Annotated in this window: 19 protein-coding genes and 1 pseudogene; 10 read left to right on the top strand and 10 right to left on the bottom strand. The window is 57.6% G+C overall.

Features of this window, described 5'->3' with window-relative positions:
* Positions 1-23 precede the first annotated feature (23 nt).
* Genes GQA94_RS07080 through GQA94_RS07065 form a run of 4 tightly spaced genes read right to left on the bottom strand, consistent with a single transcriptional unit; the run spans position 24 to position 2,062 of the window.
* Positions 24-806 carry a sulfite exporter TauE/SafE family protein gene (locus GQA94_RS07080; protein ID WP_034008188.1) on the bottom strand — a complete coding sequence of 261 codons (783 nt, stop codon included), beginning with the start codon at positions 804-806 and terminating at the stop codon, positions 24-26.
* A gap of 54 nt (positions 807-860) precedes the next feature.
* Positions 861-1,286 carry a YeeE/YedE family protein gene (locus tag GQA94_RS07075; protein ID WP_034008190.1) on the bottom strand — a complete coding sequence of 142 codons (426 nt, stop codon included), beginning with the start codon at positions 1,284-1,286 and terminating at the stop codon, positions 861-863.
* 9 nt (positions 1,287-1,295) lie between these two features.
* Positions 1,296-1,727, bottom strand: a complete 432-nt coding sequence (locus GQA94_RS07070; protein WP_158187357.1) for a YeeE/YedE family protein — start codon at positions 1,725-1,727, stop codon at positions 1,296-1,298.
* On the bottom strand, positions 1,724-2,062 hold the full coding sequence (locus GQA94_RS07065) for an ArsR/SmtB family transcription factor (protein ID WP_132764329.1): 339 nt from the start codon (positions 2,060-2,062) through the stop codon (positions 1,724-1,726). The genes GQA94_RS07070 and GQA94_RS07065 overlap by 4 nt, the downstream gene beginning before the upstream one ends.
* A gap of 189 nt (positions 2,063-2,251) precedes the next feature.
* On the opposite strand from GQA94_RS07065, the gene GQA94_RS07060 reads away from it, so the two are divergent.
* The 8 genes from GQA94_RS07060 (at position 2,252) to GQA94_RS07025 (ending at position 8,239) form a co-directional block, all read left to right on the top strand.
* Entirely contained in the window at positions 2,252-2,686 is a 435-nt protein-coding gene (locus GQA94_RS07060; RefSeq protein WP_132764332.1) for a hypothetical protein, read from the top strand.
* 11 nt (positions 2,687-2,697) lie between these two features.
* Positions 2,698-3,447, top strand: coding sequence for an MBL fold metallo-hydrolase (locus GQA94_RS07055; protein WP_158187356.1), 750 nt, complete (start codon positions 2,698-2,700; stop codon positions 3,445-3,447).
* 612 nt (positions 3,448-4,059) lie between these two features.
* On the top strand, positions 4,060-4,389 hold the full coding sequence (locus GQA94_RS07050) for a hypothetical protein (RefSeq protein ID WP_063540914.1): 330 nt from the start codon (positions 4,060-4,062) through the stop codon (positions 4,387-4,389).
* A 93-nt stretch (positions 4,390-4,482) separates the two neighbouring features.
* Positions 4,483-5,451: a DUF932 domain-containing protein gene (locus GQA94_RS07045; protein ID WP_158187355.1), complete on the top strand. Its 969-nt coding sequence runs from the start codon at positions 4,483-4,485 to the stop codon at positions 5,449-5,451.
* Between the two features lie 80 nt (positions 5,452-5,531).
* Positions 5,532-6,536, top strand: coding sequence for a YqaJ viral recombinase family protein (locus GQA94_RS07040; RefSeq protein ID WP_158187354.1), 1,005 nt, complete (start codon positions 5,532-5,534; stop codon positions 6,534-6,536).
* Between the two features lie 91 nt (positions 6,537-6,627).
* Complete coding sequence (locus GQA94_RS07035; RefSeq protein WP_158187353.1) at positions 6,628-7,578, top strand: hydrolase or metal-binding protein; 951 nt, start codon at positions 6,628-6,630, stop codon at positions 7,576-7,578.
* Positions 7,550-8,047, top strand: a complete 498-nt coding sequence (gene radC, locus GQA94_RS07030) for a RadC family protein (RefSeq protein ID WP_158187352.1) — start codon at positions 7,550-7,552, stop codon at positions 8,045-8,047. The genes GQA94_RS07035 and radC overlap by 29 nt, the downstream gene beginning before the upstream one ends.
* Before the next feature lie 9 nt (positions 8,048-8,056).
* Positions 8,057-8,239, top strand: coding sequence for a hypothetical protein (locus tag GQA94_RS07025; RefSeq protein WP_125863951.1), 183 nt, complete (start codon positions 8,057-8,059; stop codon positions 8,237-8,239).
* 115 nt (positions 8,240-8,354) lie between these two features.
* Here GQA94_RS07025 and GQA94_RS07020 read toward each other — a convergent pair whose 3' ends face one another.
* Genes GQA94_RS07020 through GQA94_RS07010 form a run of 3 tightly spaced genes read right to left on the bottom strand, consistent with a single transcriptional unit; the run spans position 8,355 to position 14,533 of the window.
* Entirely contained in the window at positions 8,355-9,641 is a 1,287-nt protein-coding gene (locus tag GQA94_RS07020) for a GIY-YIG nuclease family protein (protein WP_125863952.1), read from the bottom strand.
* An 11-nt stretch (positions 9,642-9,652) separates the two neighbouring features.
* On the bottom strand, positions 9,653-11,737 hold the full coding sequence (locus GQA94_RS07015; protein ID WP_125863953.1) for a DEAD/DEAH box helicase: 2,085 nt from the start codon (positions 11,735-11,737) through the stop codon (positions 9,653-9,655).
* A 15-nt stretch (positions 11,738-11,752) separates the two neighbouring features.
* Positions 11,753-14,533 (bottom strand): DNA methyltransferase, encoded by a 2,781-nt coding sequence (locus GQA94_RS07010; RefSeq protein WP_199270109.1) that lies wholly within the window; start codon positions 14,531-14,533, stop codon positions 11,753-11,755.
* A 149-nt stretch (positions 14,534-14,682) separates the two neighbouring features.
* Between GQA94_RS07010 and GQA94_RS07005 the strand changes: the two are divergent.
* Positions 14,683-15,327: pseudogene (locus tag GQA94_RS07005) on the top strand (DUF4113 domain-containing protein); the annotation flags it as partial.
* A gap of 13 nt (positions 15,328-15,340) precedes the next feature.
* On the opposite strand, the gene GQA94_RS07000 reads toward GQA94_RS07005, so the two are convergent.
* The 3 genes from GQA94_RS07000 to GQA94_RS06990 form a co-directional block, all read right to left on the bottom strand.
* Positions 15,341-16,312, bottom strand: coding sequence for an inovirus-type Gp2 protein (locus GQA94_RS07000; RefSeq protein ID WP_158187351.1), 972 nt, complete (start codon positions 16,310-16,312; stop codon positions 15,341-15,343).
* A gap of 318 nt (positions 16,313-16,630) precedes the next feature.
* Complete coding sequence (locus GQA94_RS06995; protein ID WP_158187350.1) at positions 16,631-16,861, bottom strand: helix-turn-helix transcriptional regulator; 231 nt, start codon at positions 16,859-16,861, stop codon at positions 16,631-16,633.
* Between the two features lie 66 nt (positions 16,862-16,927).
* Positions 16,928-18,229 (bottom strand): hypothetical protein, encoded by a 1,302-nt coding sequence (locus GQA94_RS06990; protein WP_158187349.1) that lies wholly within the window; start codon positions 18,227-18,229, stop codon positions 16,928-16,930.
* A 222-nt stretch (positions 18,230-18,451) separates the two neighbouring features.
* On the opposite strand from GQA94_RS06990, the gene GQA94_RS06985 reads away from it, so the two are divergent.
* Positions 18,452-19,126 (top strand): hypothetical protein, encoded by a 675-nt coding sequence (locus GQA94_RS06985; protein ID WP_158187348.1) that lies wholly within the window; start codon positions 18,452-18,454, stop codon positions 19,124-19,126.
* Positions 19,127-19,179: the final 53 nt, after the last annotated feature.

Below are 19,179 nucleotides of genomic sequence, written 5' to 3'. Positions count from 1 at the left end.
GTTTGCCACCTGCGGGTGTGCGATCAGAAGGCGACTTGAAGCAGCAAGGCCGACGCGGCAACAGCCGCGACCAACCCGAAGCCTCGCTGCAGCAGGCGCCCGTCCAGGCGAGATGAAACCATGCGGCCGGCGAACATCCCCAGCACCGCACCGGCCGAGAACGGCAGCGCCACTGCCCACTGAATGCTACCCGTCAGCGCGGCGGACAACACGCCGCTGACCGACACCAGGCCGATGACCGCCAACGACGTGGCGGCAATCGAATGCATCGGCAGATCACTGAAGCGACTGAGCGCCGGCACCAGCACGAACCCGCCGCCGACCCCCAGCAAGCCGGAGAGGAAACCGGCCAAGGTGCCGGACGCGGCGACAGTGGCCGCGCAGCGGGACGTCCAGTGGAAACGGCCCGTGTCGGGATTCAACCGACAGGGCACGGCCCTCGGGGTCGTGTCATCGCTCGGCGGGCGCCTGAATGCCCTGAAGGCAACCCAGAACATCACCAGCGCAAACACCACGGCGAGCACATCGTGCGCTACCCGCCCGGCCACCCAGACGCCGACGGGCGCGAGCAACACACCGCAGCAGGCCATCAGCGCCGCCGCCTTGTAACGGACAATGCCGTCCCTCAGCCCAATCACCGCCCCAACCCATGCGGCAAGCCCGACCGCCATCAACCCGATGGGCGCGGCCTGATGCAGCTCGAGCCCGACCACGAAGATCAGCAACGGCACGGTGAGGATGCCGCCGCCAGCACCCGTCAGCGCCAGGACGAGGCCGACCAATAGCCCGAGCCCGATCTCAACCATCGTTGCGCTCCGGAAGCCTTGGATCACCTTTCGATTTACAGCGACCGCAACGTTTCACTGCGGCTTCCCTGAAAAGCGTGTCTGCAACTCGTAGAGCGCCATACCTGCCAACATGGCGAGGACAAAGATCAGCGGTTCGCTCCGACCACTCAAAAGCGTCGCGACCGCCGGACCCGGACAATAGCCAGCCAGCCCCCATCCCGCTCCGAATACCAGGCTGCCCAGTACAAGAGGGCGATCGATCCGGGTGGCGGTGGGCATTCGCATGATATCTCCCAGCACCGCCCGGGACCGTTTGGAGGCGAAATAGAACCCGACACTGGCGACCGCAATCGCACCGCCCATAACGAACGCGAGCGAGGGGTCCCACGGCCCGGCCAGATCGAGAAAGGCGATCACTTTGGACGGATCGGCCATCCCAGACAGGATCAGGCCGAGGCCGAAAACCAGCCCCGCTATAAAGGCGCTCAGTAATTTCATGGCAACTCCTCAGCCCAGCAGGTGGCGGATGACAAATACGGTTAGAAAGCCGCTGGCCATGAAGGCGGCCGTCGCGACCAGCGAGCGCGGCGACCGTCGCGACAACCCGCAGACGCCATGCCCGCTCGTACAACCGGAGCCATACCGCGTGCCGATCCCGACCAACACACCAGCCGCGATCAGGGTCAAGGTGCTCGCCTCTACGTCGATGTCTCGTTGCTCGAACGCGGCCTGAAACAGCACCGGCGCGATCACCAGCCCGGCAATGAATGCAACACGCCAGAGCACATCGCCTTTGGCCGGCCGCAGCAACCCGCCGATCACGCCGCTGACGCCCGCGATTCTCCCGCCCAACAGAATAAACAAGGCCGCAGCAAGACCGATCAGCGCGCCCCCGGCGAGCGAGGACCAGGGTGTGAAATGTACCCAATCAATCGTCATGTCGAGGATTCCTCGCGTTCGGGATGCTGACAGTAAAGCCGGTAAAGCACCTGCATGACCTCCATCGCTTGAGGGCTGGCGATGCTGTAATGCACTTGCTTGCCCTCGCGTCGGGTGCTGACCAAGCCGTTGTGGCGCAGCACCGTGAGCTGCTGCGACAGGGTCGGCTGCACAATGCCCGTCGCACTGGCGAGGTCACCCACGCAGTGCTCGCCCTGGGTCAGCTGGCAGAGCAACAACAGGCGGTCAGGGTTGCCGAGCACTTTCAGCAAGCCGCAGGCGTCCGCGGCACTGCGACGAAGCGTTTCGATATCGAGATCTGCCATGTGGGCCATTTTTATTCAGGTGGGTCAGGTGAATTTGACAATACGATTTATCAATATATATTTCAATAGATCGTATCAACGCGGCAGCGGACGCCCGGTCGGAACTCGACCACCCGCACACACCCTAAAAATATGCGGCATCGCTGTGACTTTTCACCTCGCCGCGCCCACCCTGTCGGCGCGAACCAGGAGATCAACATGTCATCGATACAGCAGAACAGTACCCATCATGACCAGGCGGACCGGGTTCGCCGCTCAACGTCCCTACCTGTGAATCAGGAAATCGATCGGCAAACGGACGAGAACATTCGTCACTTCAGCGGGATGGGACGAAGCGCAATCCTTCAGCGTATCGACGCCCTGGATCGCGAGTGGGATGTCGAGCGCGTGCTCGAGGTCAATGCCTCCTCGCTCGCGCTGTCTGGCCTGCTGCTTGGCCTGACAGCGAACCGAAAGTGGTTTCTGCTGCCCGGCGTCGTGCTGCCGTTTCTTCTGCAACACGGCTTGCAGGGCTGGTGCCCGCCGCTGGCGATCTTGCGCCGGCTGGGTATCCGCACGCGGGGCGAGATCGATCAGGAAAAATATGCACTGCTCAGTGCGCTGGAACAGGCACCGCTGAACACTCACCACTAGCCGAGACCATCATGATATTTCGCCAGCTGTTTGAGCCCGTGTCGTCCACCTATACCTACGTACTCGGATGCGAGGACACCGGCCAGGCCGTGCTCATCGACCCGGTCATTTCCGCAACGGACCGCGACCTGGCCGAGCTGGCCAGGCTGGACCTGCAGCTGGCGTTCACCTTGGACACCCATATACATGCCGACCATATCACCGCCGCGCTGGAGCTAAAGAAGCAGACCGGCTGCCGTATCGCGGGGCCGGCTATCGACAAGCTGCCCTGCACGGATGTGGGCATCGTGGAAGGCGTCCCTTTCATAGTCGGCAGCCTGCAGTTCACGCCTTTGCATACCCCCGGCCACACGGACGGGCACTTCGCCTACCTCCTCGGTGATCGCCTGTTCAGCGGTGATGCGTTGCTCATCGACGGCTGCGGTAGGACTGACTTTCAGAACGGCAGCGCCGACGACCTGTTTCACAGCGTTAGAAACAAGCTGTTCACGCTGCCAGACGACACCCTGGTCTATCCCGGCCATGACTACAGTGGTCGACGAGTCTCGACCATCGCCCAGGAAAAGCAGCGCAATCCCCGACTCGGTGAAGCGATAACGTTGGAGCGCTTCCGCGACATCATGGCGGAATTGAATTTGCCTTATCCCAAGTTCATCGATCACGCCGTGCCGGGGAATCGCCAGTGCGGCGTATGCCCACCCGACCTGACGGATAATTTCCGTCGCTATTGCGAACAGGTTGAGCACAGTCCTGAGGGTTGAGCACGTCATGCCAGCCCCCTTGAGGCCCGGGGAATCCATCACCGTTCGCAGCCTCCAGGCGACGTTACCAAGCATCCATTTCGCTACGTGAGGGATTGAATATGAAGACCCCTGATCGACCCCGTTTCCGCGTGAGCGCAAACCGGCAATCGGGAAGCCGCCGCGTTCGCTATGTCGAAACTAATCATCCAGATAGCCAGAACTGCACGATTTGCCAGCTGGATGAGGAAAACCCATCGTCTATCGAGGCGTCTTCCAGCGCGCAAAACTCCGACGAGCAAAAACCTGGTGCCAAACCGGAGCTATCCGGATAGATCGTTCAAACCACCAAACCCTCGGTATCTGATGGGCGGGGCTTGGCGCTCATACCCTGCGATATGAGTTTCGGTCTCGCCGATTCGCCCATCTACCACTTCGTCAGGACAAAAAAACGAGCTCCGCTAACGCGCCCTTATCTACTTTTAGCTGAAACCTGCCCTTCGCGACAGGCCGCTTTTGGCCGACTCCAGCCCATTGCTCGATTTGATACGCGCCTGAAAGCCGGCCATTCGATTCAAAAAAATCTCAGCCCTACATAACCGCAATGACATCACCATCAAGAAGGTTCACCTCATGTCATTGCAGTGCCCTCGCTGTCGTTCCCCCAAAGTCGCTTCCTTCCACCACGCCATGAAGATCGCCGCTGCTGTCGGCACGGTCGGCGGTGCTGCTCGTGGCATCAGTGCTGCGCTGGCTGGCGGTCAAGCCGGGGCGGCTGTTGGCGCTATTGCCGGCCCTGTCGGTATTACCGTCGGCTCAATCTCCGGAGCCATCCTCGGCGGACTGGCCGGCGGCGTCGGTGGCTGCGCGCTCGGCGCTCAGCTTGGCCACAAGCTCGATCGCCACGTCCTGGCTAACAACCTCTGCCTGCTCTGCGGGCATCGCTTCAATCTGCCGACCTGATCAGGCGGCTCCACTCCCTCTTTCTCTAACTCCCAGCCGGTGCTGCGCTCTGCGCGGCGCTTATGCCGGCGCGCACCCAAAGGAATCGTTCTCATGGCTCATCTCGTCGAAACCATGGCCTACGCCGGAGCTACCCCTTGGCACGGTCTGGGCAACAACCTGCCGCAAAAACAACCCATTGAGGTCTGGCAACGTGAAGCCGGTATGGACTGGCAGATCCTGGAAAGCCCCGTTCATTTCAAATCGGATGCCATTGGCCATCTCGGCACGATTCATTCTTTCCCCGAGCAGAAGGTGCTCTATCGCTCGGATACCAAAGCCCCGCTGTCAGTGGTCTCCAAGCGTTATCACACCGTGCAGCCACGCGAGGTACTGGAGTTCTACCGGGATCTGACCGAGGTCTCCGGCTACGAGCTGGAAACCGCTGGCGTGCTCAAGGGCGGGCGCAAGTTCTGGGCGCTTGCACGCACTGGGCAAGGCACGGCGATCAAGGGTAACGACCAGGTCAACGGCTACCTGCTGTTGGCTACGTCGTGCGACGGCACCTTGGCCACCACCGCAACGCCGACCACTGTTCGCGTGGTGTGCAACAACACCCTGACCATCGCTCTGGACGGCACCAGCCGAGCCATCAAGGTGCCGCACAACACTCGCTTCGATCCCAATACGGTGAAGAAGCAGCTCGGCATCGCCGTCTCGCAATGGGACGACTTCATGTACCGCATGCGCCATCTGGCTGAGCGTAAGGTGCAGTGGCATGAGGCAATGGGCTTCTTTATGAACGTCATGTGCGAGGTCAGTCCGACTGGCCAGCTTCCTGAACAGCTACCCAACGAGCGCGCCCTGCGCAAGGTTCAGGAGCTCTACGAAGGCCGGGGCCGGGGCAGTCAGCTGGAATCGGCCAAAGGCACCGCCTGGGGCCTGCTCAATGCCGTGACCGAGTATGTCGATCACGAACGGCGTGCACGTAGCACTGAGTACCGGCTTGATTCAGCCTGGTTCGGCCAAGGCGCGCAGATCAAGCAACGAGCCCTGGATACCGCTCTTCAGCTCGCTGCCTAACCCCCATCACCCCATCTCAACCGTATCGCCCGGTCAGCTTCGCGCTGGCTGGGCGTTTTTATGCCTGCAAGGTGAACAGCATGAAAGCAACCTCATTGAACCGCAGTACCAGCAAACCCCGTCCGGCTTTGCGTCTGATCAGCACCAAGGAATTGCCTCGCGAAGATTGGCTGGCAGTCCGCAAGCAAGGCATCGGCAGCTCCGATGCAGCCGCTGCCGTCGGCCTCAACCCCTACAAATCGCAACTGGAGCTGTGGCTGGAAAAGACCGGGCGCGACACCGGATTACCAAAAACCGATCCCGATGATGAGGACAGCCCGATGTACTGGGGCAACGTCCTAGAGCCCATCGTGGCCTGGCATTACAGCAAGCGCACCAAGAACAAGGTCCGCCGAATCAATGCCGTGCTGCAGCACCCGGATCCTGAGTTGTCCTGGATGCTAGCCAATATCGACCGCGAAGTAATCGGTGCCGACGACGTGCAGATCCTCGAATGCAAGACAGCCGGCATAAACGGGGCACGCCTCTGGAAAGAGGGCGTGCCCGAATATGTGCAGTTGCAGGTGATGCATCAGCTCGCCGTCACGGGCAAGCAGGCTGCCGATGTGGCGGTTGTGCTCGGAGGGCAGCATCTGGAGATCCACCGCATAGAGCGGGATGAGCAGATGATCGCTCGCCTGATCGAGCTCGAACGATGTTTCTGGCAGTACGTGGAAACGGATACACCACCGCCCGCAGATGGCACAGCTTCCGCCGAGACCGCCCTGCGCTGCTTATTCCCTACGGACTCGGGCGAGACCGTGGATTTCAGCGGTCATGCTGGATTGTCAGCGGCCTACATTGAGCTCAAAGCACTGCGCCAAGCGATTGCCGATAAGGAAAAGCGTGAAGCCCAGCTCAAGCAGATGCTGCAACAGGCCATGGGCGATGCCAGTCGGGCTGAGTTCACCAACGGGTACATCAGCTGGCGTAAAGCCAAAGACAGCGTCGGCTTCGACGTGGCCCGGCTACTTCAGGAGAGACCGCACCTGAAAGCCAAATATTCGCTGATCAAACCCGGCGCACGGCGCTTCCTGGTCGGCTGATTCCAACCTCTTCTCATAACTCCCTCCCCTTGGCCAGTCCATGCAGTTCGCGCTGCGTGGCTGGCCTTTTTTCATTTCCAGGAGACACAACATGCTCAAAGGTCTGGCTATCACGCCGCCGGTACTCGGGCGGATTTCCATCGGCAAGGTCATCGAGAAGAACGGCAAACGACTACCGGAGAAGGATGACCAATTCACTATCACCTCACAGGTGCAAGGCAAGGACGGCTGGCTGCTGCACCCGCTCAATGATGAGCTGCGTCAAGGCAAGGACGACAAGCTGCGCAGCATTCCGGTACGCCTGCTGTTCAACGAACCGGAGCTGAACTTCCGCGCTGACTACACGCTGTTCGACCGGCAATCGGGGCGCCCGGTTTGCGTCGGCAATGGCGAAACCTGCAAGCGAGCCACTCAGGACGGCATGCAGTCGCTGCCCTGCCCTTCACCGGATGCCTGCCCGATGGCGAAAGGCGGTGCCTGCAAGCCCTACGGCCGCCTGAACGTACTCATTGGCGATGAGGATCCGCTGGGTAGCTTCGTGTTTCGCACCACCGGCTTCAACAGCATCCGCACCTTGGCGGCTCGCCTGCATTACTTCCAAGCCATCTCTGGTAACCGCCTGGCCTGTCTGCCGCTGGAGCTGCGTCTTCGTGGGAAGTCGACGCGACAAAGCCATGGCACGCCGATCTTCTACGCCGACCTGACAGTACGCGGCAGCATGGACATGGCTGAAGCACTGGTGACGGCCAGCGAACTCGATTCGAGGCGCCAGGCTGCGGGCTTCGATCAAGCCGCTTTGGATGAGGCAGCACGACGTGGCTTTGGCAACGGTGCGTTCGAAGACAGCGAGGAGGATGCCAGCGCCATCGTGGAAGAGTTCTACCCCGAGGGTGAAGCACCAGCTGCAGCAACGACCTATCCAGTCAATCCCACCAAACCTAGCCTGGCTGAAAAGCTCGATGCACAGGCTGCTCGTCAAACCCCACCCACAGACCAAGACCAAGGAGGCCGCCATGCGCCTGCACAAGCTGAAAGCCAGTGACACGACAGGCACCTACCTGGTCGATTCGCCGGTGACGGAAAACGACATCCTGCTGATGGCCAAGCAACTGGCCAGTCTGCGCCTGCGCAAGGGACGCGCCCTGACGTCGCCTAAGGAGGTGTTCAGTCACCTACAGGCGCTGCTGGCTGACTATGAGCATGAGGTATTTGCCCTGCTCATGCTCGACAGCCGCCACCGGGTGATTGCGTTCGAGGAGCTGTTCAGGGGGACTCTCGATGGAGCCAGCGTGTACCCCAGGGAGGTCGTGAAGCTCGCCCTGGAGCACAACGCCGCCGCCTTGATCCTGGTGCACAACCACCCTTCGGGTGACCCTGAGCCCAGCATGGCGGATCGCAACCTCACCACGAAACTGCGGGACGCACTGAATCTCGTCGGTGTGCGCACGCTCGATCACATCGTGGTGGGGAACGAAGGCTGCGTGTCACTGGCAGAGCTGGGCTACCTGTAAGGAGGCGATATGAAGCTACTGCTACGCACGTTCGCAGCCGCGTTCATGTTTGCCGGCATCTTTGCCGGTTGCCTGACGGTGTTGCTTCTGGTGGCCCTGATGCTGCGCTTCCCACCGCTACTGGTCGCCATGGTGCTGGCTTGCTGGCTCCTTAACCGACTACAGCAAGCTGCAGATAAAAAATCTCACTGATAACTCGATGCGCCAGAGAGAGCAGCTTGGATGCCGCTCTCTCTAACTTAGCCATCTAATTATTTTTTGTGCAAACCAGCTTCCGCAGCCTTACACCAACTACGCCTCTGGTGTTTCATGCCCGCTCCCCATTCGCGTCGGTTGATGGGAGGCGTTTTTTTACGATCTTCCCGGTCGTATTGTCCATTCGGTACTGGGTGATGCTGCCGTCAATGATCCGGTTGATAACCTCTCGGGCAACCTCGAGCGACACCGCGAACCATTCGCGGGGGCGGTAATGTTTGCCATCCTTTCCGATCAGTTCCACATTCAAGCGCTGCGCCGCAAGGAAAGCATGCACCAAAGCCTCGAAGCGCTGGGGGTTCATATTGAAACACTCGAAGTCCGTGACCTTCTGAACCGGGCTCTCCAAAAATGCAATATCCCGCTCGGCATTGCGAATCCGCTCATCTACAGTCTGCTCGGTGTAGCCGATCTTGTAGAGATACGGGAACTGCTTCAGCGCGGGATTCTGGCTTAGCGTTTTGACGATGTAGATGCATCCCGTACGACGGTCGCGATGCGTGACTCGAATGTCCTGAAAAGCCTGGGCCAACGCCTCGTCACGATCCTGCAAGATGCGCCGACCGGTCTCGTCCATGTAAAGTGCCCGACCCAACGAACGGCGCAGCATGTTCGACTCGGTACCGTTCTCGAAAATCAGCCGTAGCCGGGCATCCGTATGCTCGCCACGTCCATGCTCTTCACCAACCTCATCCACGAAGCACATGACGCCGTTTAGGATAAACGCCTCACCAGGTGCGACTTGCCAGTTCTCTGCAAAACGGACTGTCTCGGCTTTGCCACTTTTGAGATCCGCATGCAAATCATTGAAGATCGACTTGAAGCGCCAGAAGTCCTCGCAAGGTGTGCGCTGGGCGACCTCATCCGGGACTTCTTTCGTCAGCGGGACATGCTTGAGATCCAGAATGCTGGTGTCACCCAGTTCCAGTAGCCCTAAATCATCCCCTCCCAGGATGTCATCGATGCAGATGACATCCTCTGGAGCCACCGCTGACTGAGGCGGGGGCTCGTCCTTGAGCACACCTTGTGTCAGGGAAAAACCGGACAGCAGTCCGTGCCGGTCGAAGGGCATCAACGCCTCATGATCCTCAGTTCTCTCCAGCGTCGCCGCCAGACGCTTGGCCATTTGACGTTCGGATAGATGGTCGCCATGCGCTAATGGCCGCCGCCCGTGATGATCGATGAACTGATTGATCTCCTCAAAGCGCGACGCCAGCAAATCCCCCTTACCAGGCGAGGCTGCTCGGGGCTTCACGTTGAGCAAGCCATACTCGTCCGACGCGCCAAAAACATCGTCCAGAGAACTATGCACTCGCTGCTTCTTTCCATGCAGGTTCATTCCATTGCCCCTCACACTTCCTGAGCCTGCTGCTGAAGCTTCTCGCGCTTACGCCTCTTGAGATACTCCAACCCTTCGGCATAGCGCGCCTCAATAGGATCATTCGAGGTCAAAGAAGGCTCCCGACCTTTCTCCTGGCGGAACTTCACAATACGTGGCCAGAGAATCACCGCCTCCTCGTCAGTCATGGTGATTCGAGCGCCCGCTACCACATCCTGAATGGTCTTCAGCATCGCCGGCGTAACGGACTTAGACAGGATCTCGTAAGCTCCATGGAACGGGTTAACCTGGTCAATCAGGTCGATGGTGACATTATCGATATTGATGAACCTGTCGCCCATTTTCACAAATTGGCGGCTGCCTTCTGGGGACTTGGGCGGCGGAAGAGGCAGTTTCTGGCCTGCGCCCCCATCAGAGTCTTCCAGCTGGATACCTACACCACCCGCATTGCTGCCAGAAGCATCCTCCTCCCCAATGATCACCGCCCCAGGCGGCAGATCTTTTTCATCGAACAGTCCACCTGAGCTACCAATCATGGCCTTGGTCAGCACGCCAACCCGGACCTGCTCAATCTCATCCGGGGTCAGGTCGGGGTACTTCGTTTCGATGATCTTCGGCAGCTCAACCTCGTTGATTACCTCGGGCTCGACACCACCAATCAGTGACTCGCCAACCTTGGGCTTCTGAAGCAAAGCGGCGACGATGTCATCACTGTCCCCATTAAGAATCTTGATGACCTTATCGGACACCGGGGCGGTAACGTCGTTGATGATGATCGTGCCGGGTTCAACAACTTCGCCATCCTTGAGCTGCGAGCGCGGCTTGAAGTTCACGGTCGGTGCCAGAACCTGCTCCATCAGCAAGGACAGGGTGATCGCCTTGAGCATGTTGTTCACCGACACTTTCACGTCTTCATCTTCGGCGTCCGGCTGGGCGATCAGGTTGGTGAACTGCGCGTGGGTTTTGCCCGGAGAATCACGCGTGGCACGACCGATGATTTGCACCACCTCGGTCATCGAGGCCCTATAGCCGATGGTCAGGACATGCTCACACCAGGGCCAGTCGAAGCCTTCCTTAGCCATGCCCAACGCAATCACAGCATCGAGATCATCGCCAGATGTGACGCCCCGCAGGTACTCCACGACCGAGGCACGAATCGGGCCATCATCAACCAGATTGGCCACTCTCATGAGCGAGCCATCAGAGCGGCGAACAGTGATGATTCCGGTGTTTGGATCTTGTTTGAGCACGGCCCCCATCACATCAAGGATGTGGTCAACTTCCCCGTGCTTGTCCTTGGTGGACTCACCACTGTTGACGTTCGGGATGTGAATGATGGTCTTTTTACGGGTATCCAGAACATCCTTCAGAGCATCGATGTAGCGCCCCTGGTAGAAGTGGTAGCCAAGGCCTAGCGACTTCAGGTAGCGGTAGCCATTCAGCTGTTCGTAGTAGGTGTAGGTCACCTTATCGAACTTTACCTCGTCCTCCGGCAACAGAATCGGCACTGTGTCACCGCGGAAGTAGGAGCCGGTCATCGCTACGATGTGAGCACTGGACTCCTTCATCACGGCATCCAGCAGCGCACCGAGGCGGTTTTCGCCGTCGACCGAAACGTGGTGGAACTCGTCAATGGCGATCAGCGTGTCATTGAAGTCGGCAGGGGTAAGCTGCTCGAAGGCAAAGCGCAGAGTCGCGTGGGTGCACACCAGCGTTTGCTCAGCAGGGTTATCCATGAATCGCTTGAATGCCTGCACCTTGCCAGGCTCACCGCCTGGCACGCACAGGTTGTTGTGCGGCAACACTGACCAGTCAGCAAAGAAACCATCCTTGGTCAGCGCGGTATCCCGGAATGAGGCGCCGATGGACATCTCCGGCACCGCTACGATCACCTTGCGAAGCCCTTGGTTGATCAGCTTGTCGAGGCCCAGGAACATCAAGGCCCGCGATTTCCCGCTGGCCGGTGGTGCCTTGAGCAGCAGGTACTGACTGTTACGGGAGGCGAAGGCCCTGGCCTGCATCTCGCGCATCCCCATCTCATTCAGCGTCGCACTCTTGCCCGTCTGGGCGTACTCAACCTTCAGCAAATCAACCATCGTGGGTGCATCCTTTCAAAGTTGTTCAGCGGTGACCGTCTTGGCTGCGCGCGGTTTACGAAGCTTCTTGGCAGCAGCCTCAGCAGCCTTCTGCTGATTCTCCTGCTCGATCAGCTTCTCATAGCGTGCGAACAGATGCTCTAGCCGCTCAAAAGCATCACGGAACGGCCGAGCACGGTAGAGATGCTCAACGGCAGCATCGAGCGCCTTGTGCGCAGCCTTAAGATCATCGGGCATTAATTCCGGGTCATACAGATTAGCAAGTGACTTATCGGGGTAGTTTTCGCGGGCCATCAGCACATCTTCTGCAAGTAACTCGATCTCCCTGCGCTGGGCATCGGTTACTTCTGGCCAAGGAAAGGTGTTGTAAACCAGAGAGGCTGAGTAACGGTAACGGCTCTCAAGCCGTCCACCAACCACCCTCAGCCAATCCATATGAGTCTCTGATGAAAGCACTCCGAACTCAAAGAGGCCAGCTTCCGGAATCATCAAAACTTGATTGCTGGTGATTACCGATGCGTCCATATACCCAATAGGGGCATAAACTCTTCGCTCAGACGTAACCCTAGGAACAATAAGGTATTGCCCATCTCTAGGCTGCCTAATCTCAGGGAAAAGATGTGGCACCAACGATGCTTTCTCGCGAGTCTCTTTCTTATCGCTGAGGAGTCGCTCTTGCCTTACGGAATCAACTCTATCTTTAACTAGCGGCATATCAAGAATTTCTTCAATTCTCGCATCTCTCAGCCAAAGGCACCATCGATCCTTCGATTTCAAAAACTCATCAGCACCAACAAACCTCCTAATCCACTTGGCAGATTTTGGCTCCAGCCGAATAAGCTCATCCTTCTCAGAGCTATCCATTATAAGTCCGCTGCTCTTTGTATAGTTATTACCATCCATAATCATACTGACATCGCACAGCGCAGCAGATCTAGACAGTACAGGTCCGCAATCAGAGTCAAGGAGGTAAGGATTTATGTTTTTCGCCTTCGACTCCATTAATTCACCAGAAGACTCATCAAATATCTTGAATTCTTTTCTTGAGGAAGAGAGTCCAATTACAACGACATGGACGCCAGCGTTTGACTTTGCGCTATTCTTCCAAACAAATGGTCTGTACGCAAAAGATATAGAAACCCCAATATCTTTTATCGATGGCCACAAAACCCCCACCTGCTCACCCTGAGCAATAGAGTTTGTTGCAACAAAAGAGCACTCACAAATCGTTCCGCAGACAAACTCAGCGGCCTTATAAAACCAGCACGAAACATAATCAAGGCACTTAAAGCCTTTAACCCCACCAAGAATTCTCTCAAGATCATCAGACTGAGCGCTTGTCCTGTCCTTCTTACCAACAAATGGAGGATTTCCACATATATAAACCTCAGCCGGAGATTTATTTTCACCAAACCGCGGACATATCGATTCCCAACTCATGGTCAAGCTATTTCCATGCACGATATTCCCACTCGCTTTCAGCGGCAGCATCGGCTCGGCATGCCCGAACGCCACCTGGAACTCCTGGTGCATCTGGTGCTCGGCCAGCCAAAGAGACAGCAGGGCAATCTCATGCGCGAAATCGTCAATCTCGATGCCGTAGAACTGAGACAGCTGGATACCCGTCATGAAGATGACGTTCTGCTTGCTGACGGCGTTCAGCGCACGGAACACCTCCATCTCGAAGCGGCGCAGCTCCTTGTAAGCGATGATCAAGAAGTTGCCAGAGCCGCAGGCAGGGTCGAATACCTTGATGGACGACACCCGCTCCAGCAGGGCCTGGAGCTTCTTCTCACTGCCACGGGAGCGTTCCAACTCGGCATAAAGCTTGTCGAGGAACAGCGGCTTGATGACCTTCATGATGTTGCTCACGGAGGTGTAGTGCTGCCCCAGCGTGCCGCGCTGATCCTCATCGATCACCGCCTGGAACATCGAGCCGAAGATGTCGGGGTTGATCTGCGACCAGTCCAGGGTGCTGCATTCCAGCAACAGACGGCGCGACTTGGCCCCAAACACCGGGATCGGCGTTTCCTTCTCGAACAGGCCGCCGTTCACATACGGGAAGTCGCTCAGGTGCTTCGGCAGTGACTGCCGCAGGCTGCTGTTGTCCGACTCGTTGAGCACAGCAAACAGCTTGCCCAAGAACTCAGCCAGATCCTCGCCATCCTCGCGGGTCGTCGACTTAATCGCATCTGTGAACTGGTTCTTGGCGAAGATCCCCGTATCTTCAGCAAAGAAACAGAACAGTAGCCGGGTCAGGAACACGTTGAGCGCATGAACCTCTTCAGCAGTGCTGATTTGGTTACGCTCACGAATCAGATCGAACAGCCGCCCCATTTTCTCAGCAGCCTTTACGTCTGCCACGCTTTCCGAATGGGTATAGCTTTTCTCGAGGCCGGCCAGCGGCAGGAAGAAGGTGTACTGCTGATGCAGGTCGGTGAACGGCGTTTCCATGCGCTCATCAGCCTTCACGTCATAGGCCACCAGATCATTGAAGTTGGTAACGATGACGAAGCGGATCTTCTGGGCCTTGATGACATCGCTGTCCTTCAGGCTTTCCGCCGCCTCATGAACATTTTCGCCCGCCGGAATCGCACGGAAATAGAGCTGGCCTTTCAGCGCCACATCACCCGCGACCTTAGCCACGTTGCGAGCACCGCCGTTCCTGACCTGGGTGATGGTGCTCTTGGCAAAGCCATAGGCATCCAGGAAGCCATAAATGAACTCGGCCTGGGCATCCTCACGCTGGGTAAGAGATTGAAGGGTGTCGTAGAGCTGAGTTTGGTTGATCGACATGAAGTCTTCCTTTTATTTATCTGTGGCCAGCCAAAAGCTTTGCCGCCCTAAAGCTTGCAGGGCAGGGCGTGCTCGCCGCTTCCCTGCGAGGTATATGTGATCGATGCCACACCTTAACCGGTTGGATAACTTCGGGCCAGTATCGGTAAGATGCATGGACACTGCGCAAGCGATTCAATGTCGTGGTCGAGAAAACTGTGCGCGAACTGCGCGGTGTGGCGTGCCTGGAGATCGAGAACGAGATCGAACCCAAGCAGGAGATATGCTCAAGCAGATCATTCGGTAAGCGCCTGCGAGAGTTAGCGCCTATCCAAGAGGCCGTCACCAGCTATGCGACGCGCGCTGCTGAAAAGCTCCGCAAGCAGGAGTCGCTCTGCAGGCAGGTGAGGGTCAGTCTGCGCACCGGGATGTTCAATCCAACTGAAGCGAAATATGCCAATGGCGTCCTCTGCCAGCTGCCCTACCCGACCGACGACAGCCGACTGATCGTCAAGGCTGTTCAGGCTGGATTGCAGCAGGTCTTCAGAGAAGGCTTCAGCTACGCCAAGGCTCAAGTGCTGCTCCTGGATCTGTGCCGCAAGAACGAATACACGCCGGATCTGTTTGCCCCTGAACAGCCCGTGAAAACCGAGCGACTGATGAGCACTCTGGACGCGATCAACAATCGCTGGGGACGCGGCACACTGCAGCCAGGACGCATAGCCAAGCCAGTCGAGTGGGCAATGCGCAGAGAGTTGCTTTCCCCCGCCTATACCACTCGCTGGTCTGAGTTAATGGTCGCAAAAGCCAAGTAGCCTTCGCATTCACTTATCCGCGACGAGCACGGCTCAGAGCCCCCTTACGCAGGCAACGCGCCCCTGCAGGCTTCAAGCGCAGGTGCTGATCGTCCTTGACTAGGTATTTCATGGCGTAGTGCGTATGGGGCCGTCTCGACTGATCGTCCCTCTGGATCTGGCCAATGCCTAGCTTGTCGCCGTACTGATCCTTGTCGTGATTGCAGCTATGGGCATAGCCCTGACCACGAGTGACCGCCTCCCACAGCTCGCTGATCTCAATCGCCTTCCAGACATCCCGGCACACCTGGTTGCCATTGAAGAAGTAGGCTGCATGGATGTGGTATCCCCTACCATCATTCCGATCCCCTTGCTCCACTGAGTACGTGTAGCCGATCAGGTGCTCGAAAGTCAGGTGACGGCTGTGCTCGTAGATCAGATCATCCAGGTGATCAAAGACTCGCTCGACTCGAAGTCTGGCCTGAGCTTCAGGTCGGTAATACAGATCCAGTCTGATGACCGTTGTGCGGGAGTACAGGCTCATCACAGCATCCGTGTACGCCTCCATTTCCCTCGCCTGCTGCTTGGCCAGCTCTCGTCGATCCCCTGGCCTGCGTCGATAACGTTGCTGACGAGTCAACTCACGGATCCGCTCGGTCAGGACGTTCATGCTCTGCTGATGACTTAGCCAGTAGGTACCCGTCTCACTCATGCAAATAGGGCCATTGGGTGAGCGCTGAAGGCCGATGTCGTCACAGGCCTCCCGGAACGCTAACAGGTGCTCGCTGTAGTCGTATGGCACACGATCATCGAACAGGTTGTACATCTGCTGGACGTTGGTGAAGTATCGGGAGAGCCTGGTCTGCTCGACCTGCTCATAGCCTGAACGTTTGTGCGTGATCCGATATGCGGGTGTATCGCTGCGCTCGATAGCCTGGACGAGTGATTCGATCTGCAGGGCTATGTCGGACTGTGAGAGGTGGGTGTTGTGCTTGCGGTTGTTCATGGCTGAGTACCTGGTTGGTTGTTGGTGCATACCAGGTACGTGGTCTGTTTCTTTTTACTGGTCTTCTTTCCCTCTGGTGTAGTCAGTGGTGATGGGTAGTGATGGATAGTAAGAGTTGGTAGTTAATAGCTATATCAATAGATGCAGCCCTGCCCATAACCGACCGTCCCGACCAGGCCGGGCAATGGGGAGCAACATTGCCGAGCCTGTCGAGAGATTTGCCGCATTGAGCTTTGGGAGAGTTAGCTGAGAGCCCAAAGCTGTTCGAGTCGGCATAAGCGCCATGACCAGCCGAAGCCGATCATGGCGCTGCTGGCGCTAGCTGGCCATGCTCAGATGGCCGATGGGGCGTGCGGAGGCTCCCTCAGCCAGATCGCGCTCCTCGATCTTGGCCAGGATCCAGTCGTGCACCTCGCTATCGACCCAGCCGACGCAGCGGTCGCCCAACGATACAGGCTTCGGGAAGGTGCCTTCGCCGATGTACTTGTACAGGGTCGACCGAGACAGGCCGGTCGAGTCGATGACTTCTTTCAGACGGATGATTCGCATGAGCAGGCTCCTCTGTGGCTCAGAGGATCTGCAGGGGCAGTAAAAAATCACCTGCCCTAGCTTGGCCTAGGGCACCTTGGTCTTGGTCAAGAGCGCCAGCCTATAGCGCAGCTCCAAACCCAACGCCTCCTCTCCCACATACGGGTCAGACCTCCCTCCGCGCACGTCCCATACCCAAAGGCATGTATTACTGGCTTTGGGCGCTGGATAGACAATCAGCGACACGACGCTCCAGCTATCCCCTGCATCAGGTGCAGGTATGAGCCTCACCAGCTGTGGCCTGTATTCTGGCCATACGCTCATACGGCGCAGCCCTTTGTAGATGCTTTCGGCCCATCGACACGCCTCAGCATGCAAGCTTTCCTTAAAGTCACTCCATCGGTCAGGCTCGCTCGATCTAGGGCTAACCGTCAGTGGCTCGACTGACTTACCGCCAACGCTTTCGAAGCCTGCAGCCTTCAGATCGGCAATATCGCACTTAGGATCAGACCAGAGAGCCGTCAGCAGCTGTGACGCATGACTTGCCAGCCTGTGATAAAGCATCTCTTTAACCTGATTATCCACCCCTGCTAACTGCACCGTCGAAGGCAGCGCAGCTTCGACCAGGCTGTACTTTTGCGGCCCTTTAAATGCATACACCACCAAGCCCCGATCCTGCTTCCCCTGCCTCACTGGAAGCTGGGGGTGGTCGAGGTTCAGGTAGTAGATGCTCATAGTCTTCGAGCCAACCAAGACCCCATTCGACACCCCCGGCACATAGCTTCGAAGAAAGCCCAAGCTCAATAGACGAATCAATTGGTGCTTGATCGACGAGGAGTCGAGCCCCGTCATTTCTCTCAGCTTACGCCCGCTAAGCTCCGCCACCACACCGCACTGATCGGCCTCACTGATAAGAGCCGCCAATAAAATTCGGGTTGCAGCGCCCAGCCGTCCCTTAGCCCCCGGGGCAGCAGGCCGACCATCTTTGCGGATAGCTGGACGGGATGATTTTTCCTTCTGAGCTATCGATGTCGACGTAGCCCCCAGCCCAGTCGCATAGATATTCGGCTCAAGAAAAAGGCGAACGATGAGCTCGTGGTGGGCAAGATCCCTGTCCACTTCGCAAAGCACTCGGCGCACGTACTCCGAGGCTACGTAACCGACACCTGGGCGCCCAAGACCACCGTGCTGCTTATTTTCTATCAGAAGCCCAGCCCTGATCAGCTCCCTCGACGCATCTCTAGCGAACCTCTCCGTCAAGCAGAGCTCCTTCGCTACCGACTTGATCTCATAAGGCGCACCCAGCCAGTCAGGCTTTCTGAGCATCAAAGCCTGAAGAAAAAATCTTGATTCAGCATTGACATCTATTAGTGACGACAGAGCTATCATGCGCAAATAGGCCCGGGTAAACACAGATTTGAAGTGATTTTATACCTATAAAATCAGTATCTACAATTCATGTAACGAATACGTTAACAATCCATTTAACACATCCATTAACAGTTCACTATTAACATCCTCTAACGAGGCAGTTAACATTGCCGTTAACAAGATGCAATTAGCTGAGCATCCACCGCGCAGCGGCACCGCTCAGCAACAGGAGAAAATTGGATGGAGACGACCGGGAATAAGCCGGGCTGGCTAAAGAAGCTCGATCGTGAGGAGACAGTGTGGGCCGCAAACTACCTGCTGAATCGATGGCCTGATGAACTTGAGCCTAAGCCCGACCCGTCGCCCGCCATGGTTTTCATCACCTTTGGTGACTCGATCCGCACCCTGGAGTCAGATGTCGCAGGCGTGAAGCTCATTGAGCGACTGAGAAACGCCATCAGACAGCGGCGCTATCGGCAAGCCGAAGGCGGTCGAAAGACGTGCTCGTTCACCCTGCCTCTCAACACCAAGGACAAGCTAAAAATCCTTGCAAAAAAAGCTGACACCACCGAAACAGCGATCATAGAAAGCCTGATCGCAGGCGCCCTGCAGTCGAGCCAAGAGCAGAAAGAGGGAAAGCGACGCGAGGCCCTGGAGAAAACAATCACCCGCAACTCAAGCAAGCTTGCGCAGGAGCTGAACAAGATCAGGCTCGAAGTGACTACCAAGCACCTGGACGCCAGCCTGAGACGACTGGCTGGCTGGCAGGTATACCTCAACGAGCAGGCCCCCGAGCTTTCGGCTGAGCAGGAGTCCGAAGCTAACAGGATTGCCGAGAAGCAAATGCGCGAGATCCAGGAAGCAATCAGGGCCGTCGTAGCGAAGTATGAAATGATGAGCCCAAGGAACATCTGAAATCATCACCCCAGGGCAGCGACCCGCCTCAGTGTGGGTCAAAGTGTGGGTCT

It is taken from the genome of Stutzerimonas stutzeri (genome assembly GCF_009789555.1).
GTDB lineage: Bacteria > Pseudomonadota > Gammaproteobacteria > Pseudomonadales > Pseudomonadaceae > Stutzerimonas > Stutzerimonas stutzeri_R.
This window is presented reverse-complemented; position numbering and strand designations above follow the sequence as displayed.